Annotated in this window: 12 protein-coding genes; 4 read left to right on the forward strand and 8 right to left on the reverse strand. The window is 34.0% G+C overall.

All coding sequences use genetic code 11. The annotated features are described in order from the left end of the window. Positions 1–37: 37 nt before the first annotated feature. The 3 genes from prmA to FLV_RS16860 all read left to right on the forward strand — a co-directional run bounded on the left by prmA (position 38) and on the right by FLV_RS16860 (position 1,875). Positions 38–871: a 50S ribosomal protein L11 methyltransferase gene (gene prmA, locus FLV_RS16850; protein ID WP_243235475.1), complete on the forward strand. Its 834-nt coding sequence runs from the start codon at positions 38–40 to the stop codon at positions 869–871. Positions 872–907: 36 nt separating this feature from the next. Continuing rightward, positions 908–1,183, forward strand: coding sequence for an ATP-dependent Clp protease adaptor ClpS (locus FLV_RS16855; RefSeq protein WP_243235477.1), 276 nt, complete (start codon positions 908–910; stop codon positions 1,181–1,183). A gap of 236 nt (positions 1,184–1,419) precedes the next feature. Continuing rightward, the gene (locus FLV_RS16860; protein ID WP_243235479.1) at positions 1,420–1,875 is read left to right on the forward strand and encodes a 2-dehydro-3-deoxyphosphooctonate aldolase; all 456 of its coding nucleotides are present in this window, start codon (positions 1,420–1,422) and stop codon (positions 1,873–1,875) included. Between the two features lie 63 nt (positions 1,876–1,938). On the opposite strand, the gene acs is transcribed toward FLV_RS16860, so the two are convergent. The 7 genes from acs to FLV_RS16895 form a co-directional block, all read right to left on the reverse strand. Next, complete coding sequence (gene acs, locus FLV_RS16865) at positions 1,939–3,849, reverse strand: acetate--CoA ligase (protein WP_243235481.1); 1,911 nt, start codon at positions 3,847–3,849, stop codon at positions 1,939–1,941. Positions 3,850–4,342: 493 nt separating this feature from the next. Further along, a complete protein-coding gene (gene ilvC, locus FLV_RS16870; RefSeq protein ID WP_243235483.1) occupies positions 4,343–5,812 on the reverse strand; it encodes a ketol-acid reductoisomerase in 1,470 nt (489 codons plus the stop codon). Positions 5,813–5,858: 46 nt separating this feature from the next. Beyond that, the gene (ilvN, locus tag FLV_RS16875; RefSeq protein ID WP_243235485.1) at positions 5,859–6,383 is read right to left on the reverse strand and encodes an acetolactate synthase small subunit; all 525 of its coding nucleotides are present in this window, start codon (positions 6,381–6,383) and stop codon (positions 5,859–5,861) included. An 87-nt stretch (positions 6,384–6,470) separates the two neighbouring features. Further along, positions 6,471–8,159: a biosynthetic-type acetolactate synthase large subunit gene (ilvB, locus tag FLV_RS16880; protein ID WP_243235491.1), complete on the reverse strand. Its 1,689-nt coding sequence runs from the start codon at positions 8,157–8,159 to the stop codon at positions 6,471–6,473. A 111-nt stretch (positions 8,160–8,270) separates the two neighbouring features. After that, positions 8,271–9,944, reverse strand: a complete 1,674-nt coding sequence (gene ilvD / locus FLV_RS16885; protein WP_243235495.1) for a dihydroxy-acid dehydratase — start codon at positions 9,942–9,944, stop codon at positions 8,271–8,273. 270 nt (positions 9,945–10,214) lie between these two features. Beyond that, positions 10,215–11,333: a 3-isopropylmalate dehydrogenase gene (gene leuB, locus FLV_RS16890; protein WP_243235507.1), complete on the reverse strand. Its 1,119-nt coding sequence runs from the start codon at positions 11,331–11,333 to the stop codon at positions 10,215–10,217. Between the two features lie 43 nt (positions 11,334–11,376). Beyond that, positions 11,377–12,552 (reverse strand): 2-isopropylmalate synthase, encoded by a 1,176-nt coding sequence (locus FLV_RS16895; protein WP_110345572.1) that lies wholly within the window; start codon positions 12,550–12,552, stop codon positions 11,377–11,379. Positions 12,553–12,706: 154 nt separating this feature from the next. On the opposite strand from FLV_RS16895, the gene FLV_RS16900 reads away from it, so the two are divergent. Beyond that, the gene (locus FLV_RS16900) at positions 12,707–14,251 is read left to right on the forward strand and encodes a hypothetical protein (RefSeq protein ID WP_243235510.1); all 1,545 of its coding nucleotides are present in this window, start codon (positions 12,707–12,709) and stop codon (positions 14,249–14,251) included. 39 nt (positions 14,252–14,290) lie between these two features. Here the strand turns inward: FLV_RS16900 and FLV_RS16905 are convergent, their stop codons facing one another. Continuing rightward, entirely contained in the window at positions 14,291–21,454 is a 7,164-nt protein-coding gene (locus FLV_RS16905; protein WP_243235517.1) for a PKD-like domain-containing protein, read from the reverse strand. Between the last annotated feature and the right edge of the window lie 740 nt (positions 21,455–22,194).

Here is a 22,194-nt window from a genome sequence, read left to right on the forward strand (position 1 = left end):
TCTGCTTTCGATTCTTACCTTTGCAAAAAAATTATCTATGTCAAATATATATTTAGGGTATCATTTTTCAATTGAACCCAAAGAACTGGGATCAGAAATATTAATTGCCGAATTAGGTGAAAAAGCTTTCGAAAGTTTTACAGAAACTGAAAAAGGAATTTCTGCTTTTGTGAAGAAAGATTTATGGGATGAAAATATCTTAGATGACATTTATATTTTACAATCAGACGAATTTACAATCGAATATACTATTGAGGAAATCGATCAGGTAAACTGGAATGAGGAGTGGGAAAAGAATTTTGAAGCTATTGATGTTGATGGAAAATGCCATGTACGCGCTCCTTTTCATCCAAAAACTAACGCTGAATTTGACATCCTAATCGAACCCAAAATGAGTTTTGGAACAGGTCATCACGAAACAACACACATGATGATTCAGCATTTACTTGAAATGGATGTTGAAGGTTTAAAAACGTTGGATATGGGTTGTGGAACTGCAATTTTAGCTATTTTGGCTGAAATGAAAGGCGCTCAGCCTATTGATGCAATTGATATTGACAACTGGTGTTATTTGAATTCTATTGAAAATGCAGAGCGCAATAATTGCAAACATATTACCGTTTACGAAGGAGATGCAACCTTATTATCTGAAAAAAAATACGATTTAATTATAGCAAATATTAATCGTAATATTTTATTAAACGACATGCAAAGCTATGTTGATTGTTTAAATCCAAAAGGAACATTACTTTTAAGTGGCTTTTATGAAGAAGACATTCCGTTTATCGATGCTTCCTGTACAGAAAAAGGATTAACTTATGTTAAAAAGTTTCAAAGAAACAACTGGGTCTCATTAAAATACGTAAATTAGATATTAGTAATTACAACAGTACAAAAAACTAAAAAAATGAGTACTAAAGAAAAAGTAAGAGAAAGAGTTCGTGAAAAAGAAGCTATAGGTTTCAATAACGAAATTATTGTTTATAATGATGATGTAAACACTTTTGATCATGTAATTGATACTTTAATGCGTGTTTGCAGCCATACAGCCGAACAAGCAGAACAATGTTCCTTAATTGTACATTATAACGGAAAATGCACCGTAAAAACAGGACCTATTGATAAATTAAAACCACAATGTACACAACTTCTGGAAGCTGGACTTAGTGCCGAAATTGTTTAATTTTAAATAATATTAAAAAAAACATTCTACCTGATTCAAATACAGAATAAGGCAGAATGTTTTTTTATTTATAACGATATGGCACAATATCTGATTGTAATTGATATCTTCAATTAAATTTAAAACAACAGAAATTAAACTTGTTTTCTTATTTTTAAAAACCCAAAATTAGTTTTAATTCATAAATCTCTCGTGAAAAAATCTTTTACATTTGTATCAAAAATAATATCAAGTCCATGAAAAAAATAACCTTTCTTATTGTTTTATTAATTGCAGCAACTTCGTGTGTAAGTACTAAATCGACATTAAAAAATGTTGATGATAATGCTCCAGACTTAGTTTTAAGCAAAAACAATACGTTTATCATTAAAGAATTCAGTAAGGACAAAAAATATGGTTACAATCCAGATTATCCAATTAATATTTTCTACAGGAATACAAAAGATGAAACACTAAATGAAACTCGTTTTTTAAATGCTTTAGCAGGTCCAAATGGAGAAAAAATCACATACACAAGATTAGAAACCTGCTGTCCTTTTCCAACAAAACGAAGTGACATGGGAGCCGGCTTCCTTAATGTTTATGAATTGAAGTGGGAAGGACAGAAAAAACCGGCAACACTCTACCTTAATATTTACGAAAAAGGTATTTTGATGGTTCCAATGGGATTGACTTTGAAACAAGAAAAATAAATCAACAAAAAAAGCGTCTTAAGAATTTACCTTAAGACGCTTTTTTTATACTCATTTACAAAATCAGGAAATTCTTTCATTCATAATATCTTCAACAACTTCAGGGTTTAATAATGTCGAAGTATCTCCAAAATTAGAAAAATCTCCTTCAGCTATTTTACGCAAAATTCTTCGCATAATTTTACCTGAACGTGTTTTTGGTAATCCTGATACAAACTGAATTTTATCCAATTTAGCAATTGGACCAATATGATCCGCAATATATTGATTGATTTCCTTCGCTAAGTTTTCTTTATTTCTAACTTCACCGGTTTCTTTTAAGATAACATAACCATATAATGCATTCCCTTTTATTTCATGAGGAAAACCTACAATTGCAGATTCTGCAACAGCCGGATGCTCATTTATCGCATCCTCAATAGGTGCTGTTCCTAAATTATGTCCTGAAACAATTACAACATCATCTACCCTACCTGTAATTCTGTAATATCCAACTTCATCTCTTAATGCTCCATCTCCTGTAAAGTATTTACCTGGGAAAGCAGAGAAATATGTCTTTTTATAACGCTCATGATCTCCCCATATAGTTCTGGCAATTCCAGGCCACGGAAATTTAATACACAAACTACCAACTACTTGATTTCCTTCAATTTCGTTACGTTTTTCATCCATTAAAACAGGTTGAATTCCAGGTAATGGTAAAGTTGCGTAGGTAGGTTTCGTTGGAGTAACAAAAGCAATTGGCGAAATCATAATCCCACCTGTTTCTGTTTGCCACCAGGTATCCACAACCGGGCATCTTTTATCTCCAACATGGTCATTGAACCAGTGCCAAGCTTCTTCATTAATTGGTTCCCCAACAGAACCAATCACTTTAAGTGATTTTAAAGGATATTTCTGAATATAATTTAAGCTTTCTTTAGCTAAAGAACGAATGGCTGTTGGAGCAGTATAAAATTGTGTAATTTTATGTTTTTCGATAATTTCCCAGAAACGGCTAAAATCAGGGTAAGATGGAACTCCTTCAAAAATTACAGTGGTTCCTCCATTTAATAATGGTCCGTATAAAATGTATGAATGTCCGGTAATCCAACCTATATCTGCAGTACACCAAAAAATATCATTTTCTTCATGACTGAAAACATTTTTAAAAGTATAAGCTGTATAAACCATATATCCGGCTGTAGTATGCACCATGCCTTTTGGTTTCCCTGTTGATCCTGAAGTGTACAAGATAAACAAAGGATCTTCAGCATCCATAATTTCTGCTACGTTATAATCAAGAGCAACATCTAATAAAGGCTGTAACCAAATGTCACGGCCTTCTTGCATTTTAATTTCAGTTTCAGTTCTTTTCACAACCAAAACTTTAGAAACTGACGGACAGCTTTCTAAAGCTTCATCAACTATTCCTTTAAGATCAATTGTTTTATTTCCTCTATAACCTCCATCAGAAGTGATAACCATTTTACATTCACAATCATTAATTCTTGCAGAAACTGCCGAAGCTGAAAATCCTGCAAAAATAACCGAATGTATCGCACCAATTCTGGCACAAGCCAAAACTGTTACGGCAAGTTCCGGAATCATAGGTAAATAAATACAAACTCTGTCTCCTTTTGAAACTCCTTGCTCACGCAAAACGTTTGCCATCTTAGAAACTCTTTCGTATAATTCATTATACGTAATATGTATTGCATCTTCTGAAGGATTGTTCGGTTCAAAAATAATTGCCGTTTTTTCTCCTCTTTTACTTAAATGCCTGTCAATACAATTCTTTGTAATATTAACTTTAGCTTCAGTAAACCATTTTACTTCGGCTTCAGCCATGTTAAAATCAACAACTTTTTCCCATTGCTGGTACCATGTAAAATTTTCCTCAGCTATTTTTCCCCAAAATTTTCTTGGCTCTCTTATTGACTTATTGTAATGTTTAAAATATTGTTCTAAATTTTCAATTTTATAATAACTCATAGTTGTTGTAATTTTTTTATAAATGTATTAAATAACAATCTATTCTTAAAATTATTTAATTCATAAATTTCATTAAAAAAAAGCACATCTTTAAAAAAACAAACGTTTTTAATGTATTTTATACAAATTATTGAATTTTAATCCAATATTAGCAATACAAAAAAGGCATGATATTTTAAATACCATGCCTTTTTAAATCTAACAATTTCAATAACAATTAATTTTAATCCTGCCTGCTTTTGTCATTTATTCTGAAAATAGCAGCAACATATTAATCATAACAGAAATCTCTACAAGTATATTTATAACTAAACACACCCCTGATAATTTAGGGATTACTTCACTTAACCTTACAATCTAAAGTTAAGTGAATGTAATATGCGCTATATCTGTTATTATCTTAATAAGTGCTTACTAATTCAAAATATTACATAAAACTAAGATACAGTGCAAAATCCCAACACACTTATATGTGTGTAATTCCTAATTTATATTATCCAATCTTTTTCATTGCTGTCATAGACTCTCTTAACCAAGCACCTACTTCTTCGATAGGATGTTGACGAATCTCTTTATTCACCGCAATTAAAATAGCATTATCCACTCCGTTTGAAGTTGAAAATGGTTTTCCAATGATATTCGTTTCAACTTTTTTCATGAATTCAGTCAACAAAGGCTTACAAGCATGGTCGAATAAATAACATCCGTACTCAGCTGTATCCGAAATAACACGATTCATTTCGAATAATTTTTTTCTTGCAATTGTATTAGCAATTAATGGTAATTCGTGCAGTGACTCATAATAAGCAGATTCTTCAATAATTCCTGCTTCAGTCATTGTTTCAAAAGCCAATTCAACACCAGCTTTTACCATTGCAATCATTAATACTCCATTGTCAAAATATTCCTGTTCTGATATTGGAGCTTCTTGAGGAGCAGTTTTTTCAAAATTAGTTTCTCCTGTAGCTGCTCTCCATGTCAATAAGTTTTTATCGTCATTTGCCCAGTCAATCATCATAGTTCTAGAGAATTCTCCAGAAATGATATCGTCCTGATGTTTTTGGAATAACGGACGCATGATATCTTTCAATTCTTCTGCAAGCTCGTAAGCTTCAATTTTAGCAGGATTTGAAAGACGATCCATCATATTAGTGATACCTCCGTGCTTCAATGCTTCTGTAATAGTTTCCCATCCGTATTGAATTAATTTTGAAGCATAAGCAGCATCGATTCCTTTTTCAACCATTTTATCAAAACATAAAATAGAACCGGTCTGCAATAATCCGCAAAGGATAGTTTGCTCACCCATTAAATCTGATTTTACTTCAGCCACGAAAGATGATTTCAAAACCCCTGCTCTGTGTCCTCCTGTCGCAACCGCATAAGCTTTTGCCTGATCTAAACCTAAACTATTTGGATCATTTTCAGGATGAACCGCGATAAGTGTTGGTACACCAAAACCTCTTTTATATTCTTCACGTACTTCAGAACCCGGGCATTTAGGAGCACACATAATTACTGTGATATCTTTACGAATCTGCATACCTTCCTCAACGATATTAAATCCGTGAGAATATGCTAAAGTCGAACCATTTTTCATTAATGGCATAATGGCAGTAACCACAGCTGTATGTTGCTTATCCGGAGTTAAGTTACAAACTAAATCAGCAGTTGGAATTAATTCTTCATAAGTACCTACTTTAAAACCATTTTCAGTAGCATTTTTAAAAGAAGCTCTTTTTTCAGCAATTGCATCTGCACGCAAAGCGTAAGAAATATCTAAACCTGAATCTCTCATATTTAAACCTTGGTTTAAACCTTGTGCACCGCAACCTACGATTACGACTTTTTTTCCTGCTAATGCATCTATTCCGTTTGCAAATTCTGATTGATCCATAAATTCGCAAACCCCTAATTGTTCTAATTGTAATCTAAGTGGTAATGTGTTGAAATAATTGGCCATTTTTTTAATATTTATAAGTATGATGTTTAATTTTGAATGATTGTAACTATTTTAATTCGTTTAATAATAATGATGAAATTTCCATTTTTTCTTTCGATACAGAAATTCTTCCTGAACGAACGAATTGCATAATACCGTACGGTTTAAATTTCTCATATAATTCTTCTATTTCAGAACGTCTGCCTGATTTTGAAATAACAAAAAAATCACGAGAGACGGTTACTATTGTAGCCTGACTTTCTTTGATTATATTCTGAATTTGTTTTTCATCAAACAATAAGCTTGAAGCTATTTTAAATAACGCATTTTCCAGATAAATAGTTTCTTCATCTGTGTGATAAAATGCTTTTATTACTTCAATTTGTTTTTCAATTTGTCCAACGATATTTTTAACCCATTTCTCCGTTGTTTCAACTACAATAATAAACCTTGAAACATTCTCTATTTCTGATTCTGAAACGTTTAAACTTAATATATTAATGTGACGCTTTAAGAATATTCCTGATATTCTATTTAATAAGCCTACGTTATTTTCCGAGTATACCGATATGGTAAATGTTTTTTCTTCCATGTTATTTTTTAGTTTTTTTTGTTTCAGGCTTCAAGTTTTATGTTAACGAGAACCTGAAACTTGAAACCTGAAACTTGAAACTTTTTTTTAGCTCAATCTCATATCAGAAACCGAAGCTCCTGTCGGAATCATTGGGAATACGTTATTTTCTTTTTCAACCATAACTTCTAAAAAATAAGAATCTTTTGAAGCCAGCATTTCAGCAACTGCTTCATCTAATTCTTCTCTCTTAGTTACCTTTCTTGATTTAATATAATACCCTTCTGCAATCGCACAAAAATTTGGATTAACCATAACTGTAGAAGCATATCTATAATCAAAAAACAATTCCTGCCATTGGCGAACCATTCCAAGAAATTCATTGTTTAGAACAACAATTTTTACAGGGACTTTTGTCTGGTGAATTGTACCTAATTCCTGAATATTCATTTGAAAACCTCCATCACCAATAATAGCAACAACTTCACGATCCGGTTTTCCCATTTTGGCACCAATAGCTGCCGGTAAAGCAAATCCCATTGTTCCTAAGCCACCAGAAGTAACATTACTTTTAGTAGAATTGAATTTAGCATAACGACAAGCAAACATTTGATGCTGTCCTACATCCGAAACCATTATCGCATCTCCTTTTGAGTGTTTGTTAATCATTTCGATAGTTTCTCCCATCGAAATTCCTTTTCCGTTAGTAGGAACTAACTCCTCATCTATAACTGCATCTAATTCAATTTTATATTTCTCTTTGAATTCATTGTGCCAGGAATCATGTGATTTTTTATCAATTAACGGAATCAAAGCGGTTAATGCTTCTTTAAGATCAGCCAAAACTGCTACTTCGGTTTTTACATTTTTATCGATCTCTGCAGGATCAATTTCAATATGAATCACTTTGGCTTGTTTAGCATAAGTGGCTAAATTTCCAGTAACGCGATCATCAAAACGCATTCCTAAAGCAATTAAAACATCACATTCGTTTGTTAAAAGATTTGGCCCGTAATTACCGTGCATCCCCACCATCCCTACATTTAAAGGATGATCAGTTGGCAATGCAGAAAGTCCCAAAATAGTCCATGCAGCGGGAATTCCCGATTTTTCAACTAATCTTTTTAGCTGTTCTTCTGCTTCACTTAATATAATTCCCTGACCAAAAACAATAAATGGTTTTTTGGCATTATTAATTAAATCCGCAGCTTCTTGTACTTTTTTAAGATCTAATACAGGTTTTGGATGATAACTTCTAATTCCTGTGCATTTTTCATAACTAAAATCCATCTCATCAAACTGAGCATTCTTAGTAATATCAATCAAAACTGGACCTGGACGGCCTGATCTGGCGATATAAAAAGCTTTTGCTAAAATTTCCGGAATTTCATGCGCTTCCGTAATCTGATAATTCCATTTAGTTACCGGAGTTGAAATTCCGATAATATCAGTTTCCTGAAAAGCATCCGACCCAAGCAAATGTTTTCCAACCTGACCAGTAATACAAACCATTGGTGTAGAGTCAATTTGAGCATCTGCAATACCAGTTACTAAATTTGTTGCTCCTGGTCCGGAAGTAGCAATCGCCACCCCTACTTTTCCAGTTGCTCTGGCAAAACCCTGTGCTGCATGAGCCGCACCTTGTTCGTGGCGTACCAAAACATGGTGTAATTGATCCTGAAACTTATATAATTCGTCATAAACCGGCATGATTGCACCTCCCGGGTAACCATAAACCAAGTCTACTCCTTCAGCTAATAAACATCTAATAACGGCTTCTGCCCCTGATATTTTCATAGTATATTTTTTTTCAAAAAATCAATGACAATAACAAAATCAATTTGAATAGTAAACTGATTCTTTTATATTTTCATTGGTATTGCAATTGATTTTTGATATTGTTATTAATTATTTGTCAGTAACACATCCCTCTGAGGCACTGGAGACCGAACGCATATATTTAAGCAAAACTCCTTGTTTAATTCCATTTTCAGGTTTCTTCCAATTAGCTTTTCGTTTTGCTAATTCTTCATCTGAAACCTTCACATCTATAGTATTATTTACAGCATCAATTGTAATAACATCTCCATTTTCTATTAAAGCAATTCCTCCTCCTTCGTAAGCTTCCGGAGTTACGTGACCTACTACGAAACCATGTGAACCACCAGAGAAACGTCCATCAGTAATCAGAGCTACACTACTTCCTAAACCGGCACCCATAATAGCTGATGTTGGTTTTAGCATTTCAGACATTCCAGGACCACCTTTTGGACCGCAATAACGAATAATTACTACATTTCCTGACTTAACCTCACCAGCCTGAATTCCTCTTATTACATCTTTTTCACCTTCAAAAACTACAGCCGTACCTTCAAAAAACTCCCCTTCTTTACCGCTAATTTTAGCCACACATCCTTCAGTAGCAATGTTTCCGTATAAAATTTGAATATTTCCCGTAGCTTTTAATGCTTTTTCGATTTCAAAAACTACTTGCTGACCATCATGTAAGTCAGGAACTGAATCTAAATTTTCAGCTATTGTTTTTCCTGTTACAGTTAAACAATCACCATGTAAAAAACCTTCTTTCAGTAAATATTTCATTACTCCCGGAACACCTCCAACATTATGTAAATCTTCCATTAGGTATTTCCCACTTGGCTTCAAGTCTGCTAATAATGGTGTTTTATCACTAATATCCTGAAAATCTTTCAATGTCAATTCAATACCCACAGAATGTGCCATTGCGATTAAGTGCATAACCGCATTTGTAGAACCTCCCAAAACTGCTACCATCGTAATTGCATTTTCAAATGCTTTACGAGTCATAATATCTCTGGGCTTAATATCTTTTTCTAATAATATTCTGATTGCTTTACCGGCATCAACACATTCTTGTTTCTTTTCCGGACTCAAAGCAGGATTAGAGGAACTGTAAGGTAAACTCATTCCTAATGCTTCAATCGCAGATGACATAGTGTTAGCGGTGTACATACCACCACAAGCACCAGCACCAGGACAAGCATTTTGAATTACTCCTTTGAAATCTTCCGGTGTAATCGTATTTTTAATTTTTTTACCTAAAGCTTCAAAAGCCGAAACAATATTTAAATCTTCACCTTTCCATTTTCCCGGATGAATTGATCCTCCGTAAACCATAATAGAAGGACGATTTACTCTACCCATAGCCATCAAAGCTCCCGGCATATTTTTATCACAACCCGGAACAGCAATCATACCATCATACCATTGTGCCCCCATAACAGTTTCAATAGAATCGGCAATAACATCACGGGAAACCAAAGAAAAACGCATCCCATCATTTCCATTAGAAATACCGTCACTTACACCAATAGTATTAAAAATCAAACCGACCAAATCAGCATTCCAGACCCCTGCCTTAATATCTTTAGCCAGATCATTTAAGTGCATGTTACACGGATTTCCGTCATAACCCATACTCACAATTCCTACCTGCGCTTTTTTAAGATCTTCTTCTGTCAAACCAATTCCGTAGAACATTGCCTGTGAAGCTGGTTGAGTTTCGTCTTGCGTGATTGTTTTGCTGTACTTGTTTAATTCCATTATGTATTATTTGTAATTAATTTTATTCCTAAAAAAAACCTCCCAACTATGTGGGAGGTTATAATATATTTTTTTCAATTATATTTATACCATTCCCGCTTCAGATGCGCTAACCACACTGACAACAATAATAAAAGTAATAATAATTGAGATTTGCATTTCCTTATTTTTTTGGTGTCACAAAAGTACAAAAACTAATAGGACTAAAAAAATAAAATCTCAACATTTTAAACACTTCTTGTTATTTAATTCAATTTTTATCAAAAAAGATTAAACAATCGTAGATTGCCCTATATGAACGTTATCATTATTAAAATACAGTAAATCATCTTTACTGAAAATAAAATTCGAAACAAACTCTCCCACTTCGTTAGTACCAAATTTAGAATCCGGTTTCAAATCCATGGTAACCACTTTAAATTCAATTGCTTTTTCAATTGCTTTATAGATCACATTTGCTTCTTTAGACAATCCAAAATGCTCTAATAACATTGCTGCTGATAAAATAGAAGCTATTGGATTTGCTATATTTTTTCCTTTTGCCTGAGGATAGGATCCATGAATTGGTTCAAAAAGTGCATTTTTTTCTCCTAACGATGCCGAAGCTAATAAACCGATAGAACCTGTAATTACACTTGCCTCATCTGACAAAATATCTCCGAATAAATTTTCTGTTAAAATCACATCAAATTGTTTCGGATTTAAAATTAATTGCATTGCCGCATTATCAACAAATAAAAAATCTAAAAGAACATCCGGATAGCTTTCTCCAACTTTCTGAACCACTTTTCTCCACAACCTTGAAGTTTCTAAAACATTTGCTTTATCAACCATCGTAAGTTTTTTGCGTCTGTTTTGCGCAGATTTAAAAGCCAAATGTGTAATTCTTGTAATTTCCTCTTCTGAATATTCACACAAATCAGATGCATGTGTCCCTTCTTCATTTAAAGTTTTTGCTCCAAAATATGCCCCCCCGGTTAATTCTCTAAAAATAGTAAAATCAGCACCTTCTATAATTTCTCTTTTTAAAGGAGAAGCATCAATCAATGATCTATAAGGCTTAATTGGACGAATATTAGCAAATAAACCTAACTCTTTACGCAATTTCAACAATCCCTGCTCCGGACGAACTTTTGCATTTGGATTATTATCGTATTTTGGATCACCAATCGCTCCAAACAAAACTGCATCCGTATTTAAACACAGATTTAGCGTTTGCTCAGGAAGTGGTTTTCCGGTTTTATCAATAGCAATTGCCCCCATTAGAGCTTCTTCAAAAACAAATTCATGATTATACACTTCACCAATCGCATACAAGGCTTTTTTGGCTTGTGCGATTACCTCCGGTCCAATTCCGTCTCCTGGTAAAACTGCTATTTTCAAATTCATAATGTCTCGTCCTTTATGTATTTAAAACCTCTTTTTATCTCAATTAATTTCTTATTAAATCTCCCTGAATTTTAGAGGCTTCAATAATTTGATGAATATCTTCATCTAAAACCTCTTTCTTAATATCTGCAAATTTCAGAAACTCAACATAAACAATATCTAATTGTGTTTTTGTCAATTCGTAACCAACTTTCTTTGCACGATATGCTAAAGCCGCTCTACCACTTCTTGCTGTTAAAATAATCGAAGATTCATTAACACCAACATCAAGCGGATCCATTATTTCGTAAGTTGCTCTGTTTTTAATTACACCATCCTGATGAATTCCTGAACTGTGAGCAAATGCGTTTGCTCCCACAATAGCTTTGTTTGGCTGTACTATCATTCCCATACTTTCAGAAACTAAACGACTCATTTCGTTTAACTCCCTTGTATTGATATTAGTATCTAAATTCAAGTACGGATGCTGTTTAAAAATCATTACTACTTCTTCAAGTGCAGTATTTCCTGCTCTTTCACCAATACCATTAATAGTACACTCAATTTGTCTTGCCCCATTTATAGCTCCTGCAATTGAGTTTGCAGTTGCCATCCCTAAATCATTATGACAATGGCATGAAAGAATTACATTCTCAATACCTTTTACATTTTCTTTTAAGTATTTTATTTTTGCCCCGTATTCTTCAGGCAAGCAATATCCGGTTGTATCAGGAATATTCAATACTGTTGCACCTGACTTAATTACTTCTTCACAAACTTTTGCAAGAAAAGCGTTATCTGTTCTACCAGCATCTTCTGCGTAAAACTCAACATCTTCTACATACGATTTTGCGTGTGCTACTGCATATTTTGCTCTGGCAATAATGTCTTCTGGAGTAGTATTTAATTTATGGAGTATATGAGATTGTGAAGTTCCGATTCCGGTATGGATTCTAGGTTTTTTAGCATGCTTTAAAGCAGCTGCAGCAACATCTATGTCATTTTTTACGGCTCTTGTTAAGCCACAGACAGTTGCATTTTCAACAATTTTACAAATCTCAGAGACCGATAAAAAATCGCCGGGACTTGACACAGGAAAACCTGCTTCGATGATATCAACGCCCATTTTGTCTAGTCTCTCTGCAATAACCAATTTCTGATTAGTATCTAACTTACATCCTGGAACTTGTTCACCATCACGCAAAGTGGTGTCAAAAATTTGAACTTTCTCTCTATTCATATTCATTTATTTAATGTAATTTCACATCTTGAAACAAATATATATTGTACTTCATCAGTATGAAATTCGTTTTAATGAAATTATACTGTTCATAACGCAATTTATAACACTTTAAATTATTAAAAATCAATAAGTTACATTATTATATTTTACAATGGCTAACCATCAAAAAGATTTCTTATTTGTACTAATCAAGTCACTTTCTAAATCTGAAAAAAGACAGTTTAAAATTTTTGCAAGCCGTTTAGAAACAAGTTCGAATACTAAATTCATTGAGTTATTTAATATTTTGGATAAGTCTGAAACTTATGATGAAAAACTTATTCTAAAAAGCGGAATCATCAAAAAAGTTCAGTTATCTAATTTAAAATCATACTTATACAAGCAAATTTTAGTTAGTATCCGTTTGAATATTCCCAGCCAGAATATTCGTTATCAGTTGCGTGAACAAATTGATTTTGCTGTAATTCTATACAATAAAGGATTATACAAACAGAGTTTGAAAATTTTAGATAAAACCAAAATATTAGCACTTGAAAATGACGAAAAACTAATGGCTTATGAGATTGTCGAATTCGAGAAATTAATCGAATCACAATACATCACACGAAGCATTCAGGGACGTGCTGACGAATTGGTAATTCAGGCCAAAGAATTAAATTACCGCAATACAATTTCCAGTAAGCTATCCAATCTGTCTCTTCAGCTATATGGAATCATGCTAAAAACCGGCTATGTAAAAAATGACGAGGAGTACAAATACATTGATGATTATTTCAACAAGCATATTTCAAAATTAGACGAAAGTAAATTTGGTTTCCGTGAAAAATATTGGTTTTATAACGCAAATCTATGGCGTAGTTTCCTTGTTCAGGATTTTCTGTCAAGTTACAAATACGCTTATAAATGGGTTCGATTGTTTTATGATCATCCAAATATGATTTATCAAAACCCAGTATTTTTTCTAAAGGGAAATCATTACTTTTTAGAATCGCTTTACATGTTGAAATATAAATCGAATTTCAAAAAATACTTAACGCTTTTAGAAGAAACCATTCAGGATCCTAAATTTCCGGTTAATGATAATATTGCATCGCTATCATTTTTATACCTATATAATAACAAACTAAATTTTCATATTCTTGAGGGAACTTTTGCCGAAAGTGAATATTTGATTCCGGAGATTTTAGAGAAAATTAAAATTCATAGCGAACACCTTGATGAACATCACGAAATGTTGTTTTTCTACAAAATTGCCTCTATTTATTTTGGAAACGAAAAATACAACGAGTCGATTTATTATCTGGACAAAATTATCAACAACAAAAACTTAACGATGCGGGAAGATTTAATGTGTTTTGCAAGGCTTTTATCCTTGATCGCACATTATGAGTTAGGAAAAGATTATTACCTTGAAAATCATCTTAAAAACACGTATAAATTTTTACTCAAGATGAATGATTTACATGAAGTTCAAAAAGAAATTATAAAATTCATGAGAAACCTAAATAATTTTTATCCAGCCGATATCAAAAAAGAATTCATTAAGATGCGTGAACGTTTTATTGAATTAGAAAAAAACACTTATGAAAAAAGAGCTTTCCTGTATCTGGATATCATTTCATGGCTGGAAAGCAAAATAGAAAATCGAAAAATTGCAGATATCATAAAAGAAAAAGCAAAATTAAGTAGCCGTTAAAATAAAAGAGCTTCCAGATTGGAAGCTCTTTTATTTTAATTATCTTTTTAATGCAAAATGTGCTCTAAATACTTTTTTTACAGATTGCTCTATATATTCTACTGTAAACCAATAATCGGATGCCGGCATAACTGACCCATTATAAGTTCCGTCCCATCCATCTTCTAAAGAACTTATTTGTTTTAATAACTTTCCGTAGCGATCGAATATAAAAATTTTGGAATCGGGCTGATCTTTTAATCCAATTAAATTCCAATATTCGTTATAACCATCTCCATTGGGAGTAAAAAATTTAGGGTAACCAATAATATAAACCTCAGCACTTAAATCAGTACATCCATTAATATCCCTAACTGTTACAATGTGTGGACCTGGTTTTACATTATGAATTTCATTTGAACTCTCAAAAGGACCATTATCCAATTGGTATTCATAAGTTGCACTTCCGCCCGTTACTGTAATTGTAATTACTGAATCATCTGCAAACGCTAGTGTTTGGCTTGTTTTTAATTCTAGCCCCGGGAAAGATGCATCTACATTTGCCGTGACAGGATGAGAAACACAACCTGTACTATTATTAATTGCTATTACAGCATATTCTCCTTCTTGAGTAGCCTCATAAGTATTTGATACTGCACCACTGATTTTATTAGAATTTAAATACCATACAAAATCATAATTTGTTTTACTCAATCCTGTATCTAAAATATAGGATTTAAATGCTTTACCTGTTTTTTGATCCACACATATAATACCATTTTTTAATATTGGTTCTGGTAATGGGTTCACTAAAACCTCAATAGAAATTGACTTCCCAATACATCCGTTAAGTGTTGGAGTAATAGTATAAGTAACGCTTCCCTGATTATTTCCTGAAGTCTCCAGTATTTGATTAATAACATCTCCACTACCATCTGATGCTCCCGAAACTCCGTTTACAACAACTGTCCATTGAAAAGTTGTACCTGCCAAACTAGGAGATAAACTAATATTAGGCGATTCACCACTACATATAACCCCTGGCGGAGTTCCAAACACCTCAGGTAAAGGATTTACTTTTACAATCACATCCAAAGGAATTCCCGAACAACCATTTTTATAAGGGGTTATTGTATATGTAACTGTCCCTTGCGTACTTCCTGTTGCAAATAATTGCTGATTTATAATATTACCTGTACCTGAACTGGCACCGGATGCACCATTTTGTACTACAGTCCAATTAAAAGTTACCCCTACAATATTTTCTGCAATTAAATTCACATTGGTTGTTTCTCCTGAACAAATTGTATTTTGATCAGGGTTTGCTTTAACTATTGGCTTAGGCTCTACAATAAAATTGATTGCAATAGGCAAACCCTCACAGCCATTAGTTATTGGAGTAACCATATAAACGACTTGCCCCGGGTTATTACCATTACAGGTCAATGTTTGCACAATTGTATTTCCATTTCCTGCACTGGCTCCTGTAACATTTGTCTGTACTACATTCCAGACAAATGTTGTTCCCGGCAGATTACTAGACAATAATATCGAAGTTGTATCTCCAGAACAAATGGAAGCACTTGAAATATTTGAAATTGCTATTGGTGTTGGTGTAACATTTATTGTAACATCAACAGGATCTCCAACACATCCGTCAATAGTAGGGAAAACTTTATAGACAACAGCACCCATTGCATCCGAAGTCGTTTTTAGCAATTGGCTAATCGAATTGCCTGAACCTGCTACTGCTCCGGTAACTCCTGTTTGAGAAACAGTCCAGGAAAAATTTGTTCCGGCTGTAGAACTAGTCAATAAAATATTTGTTTGCTGATTAGAACAAATAGTTTCTGTTGATGGCGTTGAAACAACAATTGGAATTTCATTCACTTTTACCAAAACATTTCCGGTTTGTATCTGAAAGCAGTTAGTTGCAGTATTTCTTACACTTACCAAATCATAACTTGTAGTTGTTGTTAGATTTCCTGTTACTAAAGAAGCTGTCCCATTAGAATTTAAAAGAATTGTTTGGTTAGCCCCTGAATTTATTTTATAAGTTACTTCTGCTTCTGGCGTTCCTGTAAAATTAACTGTTGTTCCAATTCCTGCACAAACTGTTGTTGTTCCTGAAATACTTGCTGTAGGCAATGAATTTACAGTTACTGTAGCTGTCCCTGCCTGAGCTTGCGAACAGGTTGTTACAGGATTTTGTACACTTACCAAATTATAAATAGTATTTGTCGTTAAATTTCCTGTTGCTAAAATAGCCGTTCCTGCGGCATCCAGATTTATTGTTTGATTTGTACCACTATTGATAGTATAAGTTACTATTGTATTTGGAGTCCCTGAAAAAGTAATATTTGCCCCAGTTCCAGAACAAACTGAAGTACTTCCCGAAATACTTGCTACAGGCAATGAATTTACAGTTACTGTAGCTGTCCCTGCCTGAGCTTGCGAACAGGTCGTTACAGGATTTTGTACACTTACCAAATTATAAATAGTATTTGTCGTTAAATTTCCTGTTGCTAAAATAGCCGTTCCTGCGGCATCCAGATTTATTGTTTGATTTGTACCACTATTGATAGTATAAGTTACTATTGCATTTGGAGTCCCTGAAAAAGTAATATTTGACCCAGTTCCAGAACAAACTGAAGTACTTCCCGAAATACTTGCTGTAGGCAATGAATTTATAGTTACTGTAGCTGTCCCTGTCTGAGCTTGCGAACAGGTCGTTGCAGGATTTTGTACACTTACCAAATTATAAATAGTATTTGTCGTTAAATTTCCTGTTGCTAAAATAGCCATACCTGCGGCATCCAGATTTATTGTTTGATTTGTACCACTATTGATAGTATAAGTTACTATTGTATTTGGAGTCCCTGAAAAAGTAATATTCGTCCCTGTACCTGAACAAACTGAAGTACTTCCAGAAATACTTGCTGTAGGCAATGAATTTACAGTTACTGTAGCTGTCCCTGCCTGAGCTTGCGAACAGGTCGTTACAGGATTTTGTACACTTACCAAATTATAAATAGTATTTGTCGTTAAATTTCCTGTTGCTAAAATAGCCGTCCCTGCGGCATCCAGATTTATTGTTTGATTTGTACCACTATTGATAGTATAAGTTACTATTGCATTTGGAGTCCCTGAAAAAGTAATATTTGCCCCAGTTCCAGAACAAACTGAAGTACTTCCCGAAATACTTGCTGTAGGCAATGAATTTATAGTTACTGTAACTGTCCCTGTCTGAGCTTGCGAACAGGTTGTTACAGGATTTTGTACACTTACCAAATTATAAATAGTATTTACGGTTAAATTTCCTGTTGCTAAAATAGCCGTTCCGGCTGCATCCAGATTTATTGTTTGATTTACACCACTATTGATAGTATAAGTTACTATTGTATTTGGAGTCCCTGAAAAAGTAATATTAGTCCCAGTGCCTGAACAAATAGAAGTAGTTCCCGAAATACTTGCAATTGGCAATGGATTGATACTAATTTTAAATGTGCTAGCTGGTCCTGTACAGGTCCCATCTGAAGCTGTAACTGAAATAACAGCAGTCTGAATTACCCCTGTTGTATTTATAGCAGTAAAGGATGGAATGTTTCCTGTTCCATTTGCAGCAATTCCAATAGAAGTATTGTTACTTGCCCAATTAAAAACTGCTCCTGTAGGAGTACTTGTAAAACTTGGAACTACTACTAACTCATTGGCGCAAACTGAAGTTATATCGGCCATTGAGTCAACTATTGGAAGTGGACAATTTGAGGAAGAGCAATTTCCACTACCTGACGTAATACAGGTATTACCTACAGAAGTAACAGTTATCGCAACATTTTGTCCAGGTATTAAATTATTAATTGTTAATGTCGTTCCTGTAGTTGTTCCTGAAACTGGAGTAGCTGCATCGATACTATAATTATAGGTATAACCCGTTGCTCCAGAAATGTTATTCCAATTAAATGTAACACTTGACGTTGTTGATGTACCACAATTAATAGATAATACAGGCCGTGAATTGATATTTATCGTTGCTACACTAGAACTATTGCTACATGGTGAAGTTCCGTTTAAAGTATAAGTAAAAGTACTCGTTGTTGCTCCAATTGCAGGTATAAAAGTACCTAAAGTCGCATTAAATGTCCCTCCAGTCCCTGTACTTCTCGTCCAGATTCCTCCCGTTTGCTCACCAGCTATTAAACTGAATAAATTGATTGAGGATGTACTGCTTTCACAAGCCGTTGTACTTCCTGAAGATCCTGCCACAGGCTGTGGATTGATATTTATCGTTGCAACACTAGAACTATTACCACATGGCAAGGTTCCATTTAAAGTATAAGTAAAAGTACTCGTTGTTGCTCCCACAGCTGGTGTAAAAGTTCCCAAAGCTGCATTAAACGCACCTCCTGTACCTGAAGATCTTGTCCAAATTCCACCTAATTGCTCACCGGTTATTAAACTAAATAAATCTATAGATGTTGCACTATTTTCACAAACAGTTGTATTTCCTGAAGATCCTGCCACAGGCTGAGGATTAATATTTACCGTTGCTATACTAGAACTATTACTACATGGTAAAGTTCCGTTTAAAGTATAAGTAAAAGTACTCGTTGTTGCTCCCACAGCTGGTGTAAAAGTTCCCAAAGCTGCGTTAAACGTACCTCCAGTACCCGAAGATCTTGTCCAAATTCCACCCGATTGCTCACCGGTTATTAAACTGAATAAATCTATAGCTGTTGCACTATTTTCACAAACAGTAGTATTTCCCGAAGATCCTGCTACAGGCTGTGAATTGATATTTACCGTTGCTATACTAGAACTATTACTGCATGGAGCAGTTCCGTTTAAAGTATAAGTAAAACTGCTTGTTATTGCTCCAACTGCAGGGGTAAATGTTCCTAAAGCAGCATTAAATGTTCCGCCAGTTCCTGTGGTTCTTGTCCAAATTCCACCCGATTGCTCACCGGTTATTAAACTGAATAAATCTATAGGAGTAGCACTGCTTTCACAAGCTATAGTACTTCCAGAAGATCCTGCTACAGGTTGAGGATTAATATTCACAGTCGCAACACTTGAACTATTACTACATGGAGCAGTTCCGTTTAAAGTATAAGTAAAAGTACTCGTTATTGCTCCCACAGCTGGCGTAAAAATTCCCAAAGCAGTATTAAATGTTCCTCCAGTTCCTGTAGTTCTTGTCCATGTCCCACCAGTTTGCTCACCTGTTATTAAACTAAATAAATCTATAGATGTTGCGCTATTTTCACAAAGAGTAGTATTTCCTGAAGATCCTGCATTTGGTTGTGCATTAATTGTAATAGTCGCTGTTGAGGAACCTGCTAATTGACAAGTTGCAGGATTTGCTGTTACAGTATATGTCACGGTATATGTTCCGGCTGTTGAAGCAGTCAAATCTATTACTCCGGTACTTGCATTTATACTTAATCCCGAAGTTGAGCTATACGTTCCTCCTGTCACAAATCCTGTTACACCAATTGGCGAAGGATTTATGCCATTTTTACAAACTGGTGATGTATATGAAAATCCAATAACAGGTGCAGACCCACCAATTGTTACGGTTGTGGATGTCGTTAAAGAACAGGTTTTAGAAGATGTGGTACTAAAAGACAAATCATCAATTGCAAAATCGTTCCCTCCTCCTGAAATATTAGTGTCTATGATTTTTATAGTTGCCAAAGAAGAAACTGTAGAATTCCATGTACCTGTTATATTCGTCCAATTACAGGTTGTTGTTGCCGGAGTTCCTGCAGTAACAACATTAGTAGCCGAAACAGAACTCAATGTAATTGGAGCTCCATTAATAAGTACCTGAAAAGTAGCAACACTACCATCGCCAATGTTTTGCACCCAAAAAGAAAAATTATAACTCTTCGATGTTTCTACAGGTACCGTTTGTGACCAAATTACACTATTTGCAATAGTAGCTCCATCAGCTACTAACATTTTTCCTGTTCCTGTTGTTTTATCACCGCAAGTTGTAAACTTATTATACCAGGTAGAAGGATTTGAAACAATTCCGTATGCAAATTGTGTACCCGCTGTATTAGATAAGGAATAACCATAATCAGAATAAAATCCTGATGTTCCGTTTTCAAAACCAGGGTTTCCTATTAAATTTCCAACTGAAGGCGGAACTGTTGTTGAATTTACCGTATAAGTTGTGGTTACAATTGGGTTTACGGTAACACTATTACTTGTACCCGAAATTGGACCACCTGGCGAAGCTGACCAGCTATAAGCAGAACCTCCATTGGCAGCGGTTAACGTAACCGCAGCTCCAGATAACAAACAACCTGTCGGGGATGCACTTAAAGTAATATCCAACGGAGCTGCCAATGTCACTGGTGTAGAAACTGTACTCGCAGGCGAATTCGAATCTGTTATAGATACAGAATAATTTCCACCTGCTAAATTTTGAAAAATACCAGTAGTATTTGTAGCTGAGGAAGATCCTGACAATGTAAAAGTAAATGGGCCAACACCTCCATTTGGATAAGCAACAATTACCCCATCATTTCCAGTTGGACAAGATGGATTAGTTACAGATGTAGAAACTGTTAGAGGTGCAGGTGGTGCATATAAAGATATATCATCTATAGCAAAATCATTCCCACCTCCTCCTGCACTATTTGTCGAAAGCTCAAAATGGATATAAGCAGTTCCTGTTCCGGCAACGTTTATCGTATATGAAACTTTATTCCAACCGGCTGGCATTGCACCAACATCTGAATTACCTTCTTTAAGTATTTTAGTACACGGGCATTGATTTGATAATGTTAAATCAATTTTAGGAGCTGGATTTGCTGCATTGCTTACATTGTTAACATTCTTTATCCAATAGGTAAAAGTGTAATTTAACCCTCTTTGAATCGGTAAGTTTGTGTATTTGTAAAATATGTCATTATTCTGCCCATCAACAACCATCATATTTCCAGTACCAGAATGGTCTGTACTGTTCATGAAATTTGCCGTATTTATTGGGCGAGGATTTGTTGTAATGGCATATTGCCCGGGAACACTGTTTCCTGTTGGTGCGGAAATGAGAGAATAATTACTAGAATATCCTCCCGAGGATTCAAAACCTCCATTCGAAATCAGGTTTTGCGATTTACAAGTAATGGAGGTAAGAATGCTAGCAAAAATAAATGTTAAAACTCTCTTTTTTTTTGGGGCAAAAAAGGGTAACAAACGGTAATAAAACATAAATTAGATAGGTTTAATTAGTTTTAAATCTCAATTTATAAATTATAAACAAAAATATGTACTACGTTTTTTTTAAGTTAACTTTTGATGATATACATAATTTATCATAATCATAAATGAATATTTAATAATTTTAGGTGCTAAATTTATATAAATTTTAACACAAAAAACATTTGTAAATTTGCATCTGTTTACGATAACGTAATAGTGTTGACAACTTTGTATAATTATCTGATTTACTGCTATAATTAGGCGAATAATTACAACCAAAAAGCACCTACATATTTAATTTGAAACTTATTTTTTCACGCTTTTCTATAGTGATTTTAACACCGAAAACTTTCTCCAGTTAACAAAAATGATTTTGGCTTGGTGTGTGAAACAAATAATTTCAAAAAAAACTTTTTTCTTTTATACGGATAAACTTCTGAAGAAAGAAAGAAAGAAAGAAAGAAAGAAAGAAAGAAAGAAAGAAAGAAAGAAAGAAAGAAAGAAAGAAATCTGAAGATCCTTTCAGCAGATAAAACAAGCAGCTTTTTTTTAGAGAAAATCTTAACTTATGTCCAACAAAGTAATAACAAAACCTTAACAGCAAAAGATAGATATATATCGGACATTTGTAATGTAATAAACTGGTTATTTATTATTTTGGTTTTGGTTAGTTAAATGATGCCGGCGTCTTCAAGATGCCGGCATTCTTTTTTATATGAGTTTTGTTTCAGATTTTCTCCGTTTCTTGT

It is taken from the genome of Flavobacterium pectinovorum, from assembly GCF_022802975.1.
Lineage (GTDB): Bacteria > Bacteroidota > Bacteroidia > Flavobacteriales > Flavobacteriaceae > Flavobacterium > Flavobacterium pectinovorum_B.

Coding starts and splice junctions, on each gene's coding strand:
- FLV_RS16855 (WP_243235477.1), top strand. CDS start 908: ATGAGTACTAAAGAAAAAGTAAGAGAAAGAGTTCGTGAAAAAGAAGCT.
- ilvC (WP_243235483.1), bottom strand. CDS start 5,812: ATGGCCAATTATTTCAACACATTACCACTTAGATTACAATTAGAACAA.
- FLV_RS16905 (WP_243235517.1), bottom strand. CDS start 21,454: ATGTTTTATTACCGTTTGTTACCCTTTTTTGCCCCAAAAAAAAAGAGA.
- acs (WP_243235481.1), bottom strand. CDS start 3,849: ATGAGTTATTATAAAATTGAAAATTTAGAACAATATTTTAAACATTAC.
- ilvD (WP_243235495.1), bottom strand. CDS start 9,944: ATGGAATTAAACAAGTACAGCAAAACAATCACGCAAGACGAAACTCAA.
- prmA (WP_243235475.1), top strand. CDS start 38: ATGTCAAATATATATTTAGGGTATCATTTTTCAATTGAACCCAAAGAA.
- FLV_RS16895 (WP_110345572.1), bottom strand. CDS start 12,552: ATGAATAGAGAGAAAGTTCAAATTTTTGACACCACTTTGCGTGATGGT.
- FLV_RS16860 (WP_243235479.1), top strand. CDS start 1,420: ATGAAAAAAATAACCTTTCTTATTGTTTTATTAATTGCAGCAACTTCG.
- ilvB (WP_243235491.1), bottom strand. CDS start 8,159: ATGAAAATATCAGGGGCAGAAGCCGTTATTAGATGTTTATTAGCTGAA.
- FLV_RS16900 (WP_243235510.1), top strand. CDS start 12,707: ATGGCTAACCATCAAAAAGATTTCTTATTTGTACTAATCAAGTCACTT.
- leuB (WP_243235507.1), bottom strand. CDS start 11,333: ATGAATTTGAAAATAGCAGTTTTACCAGGAGACGGAATTGGACCGGAG.
- ilvN (WP_243235485.1), bottom strand. CDS start 6,383: ATGGAAGAAAAAACATTTACCATATCGGTATACTCGGAAAATAACGTA.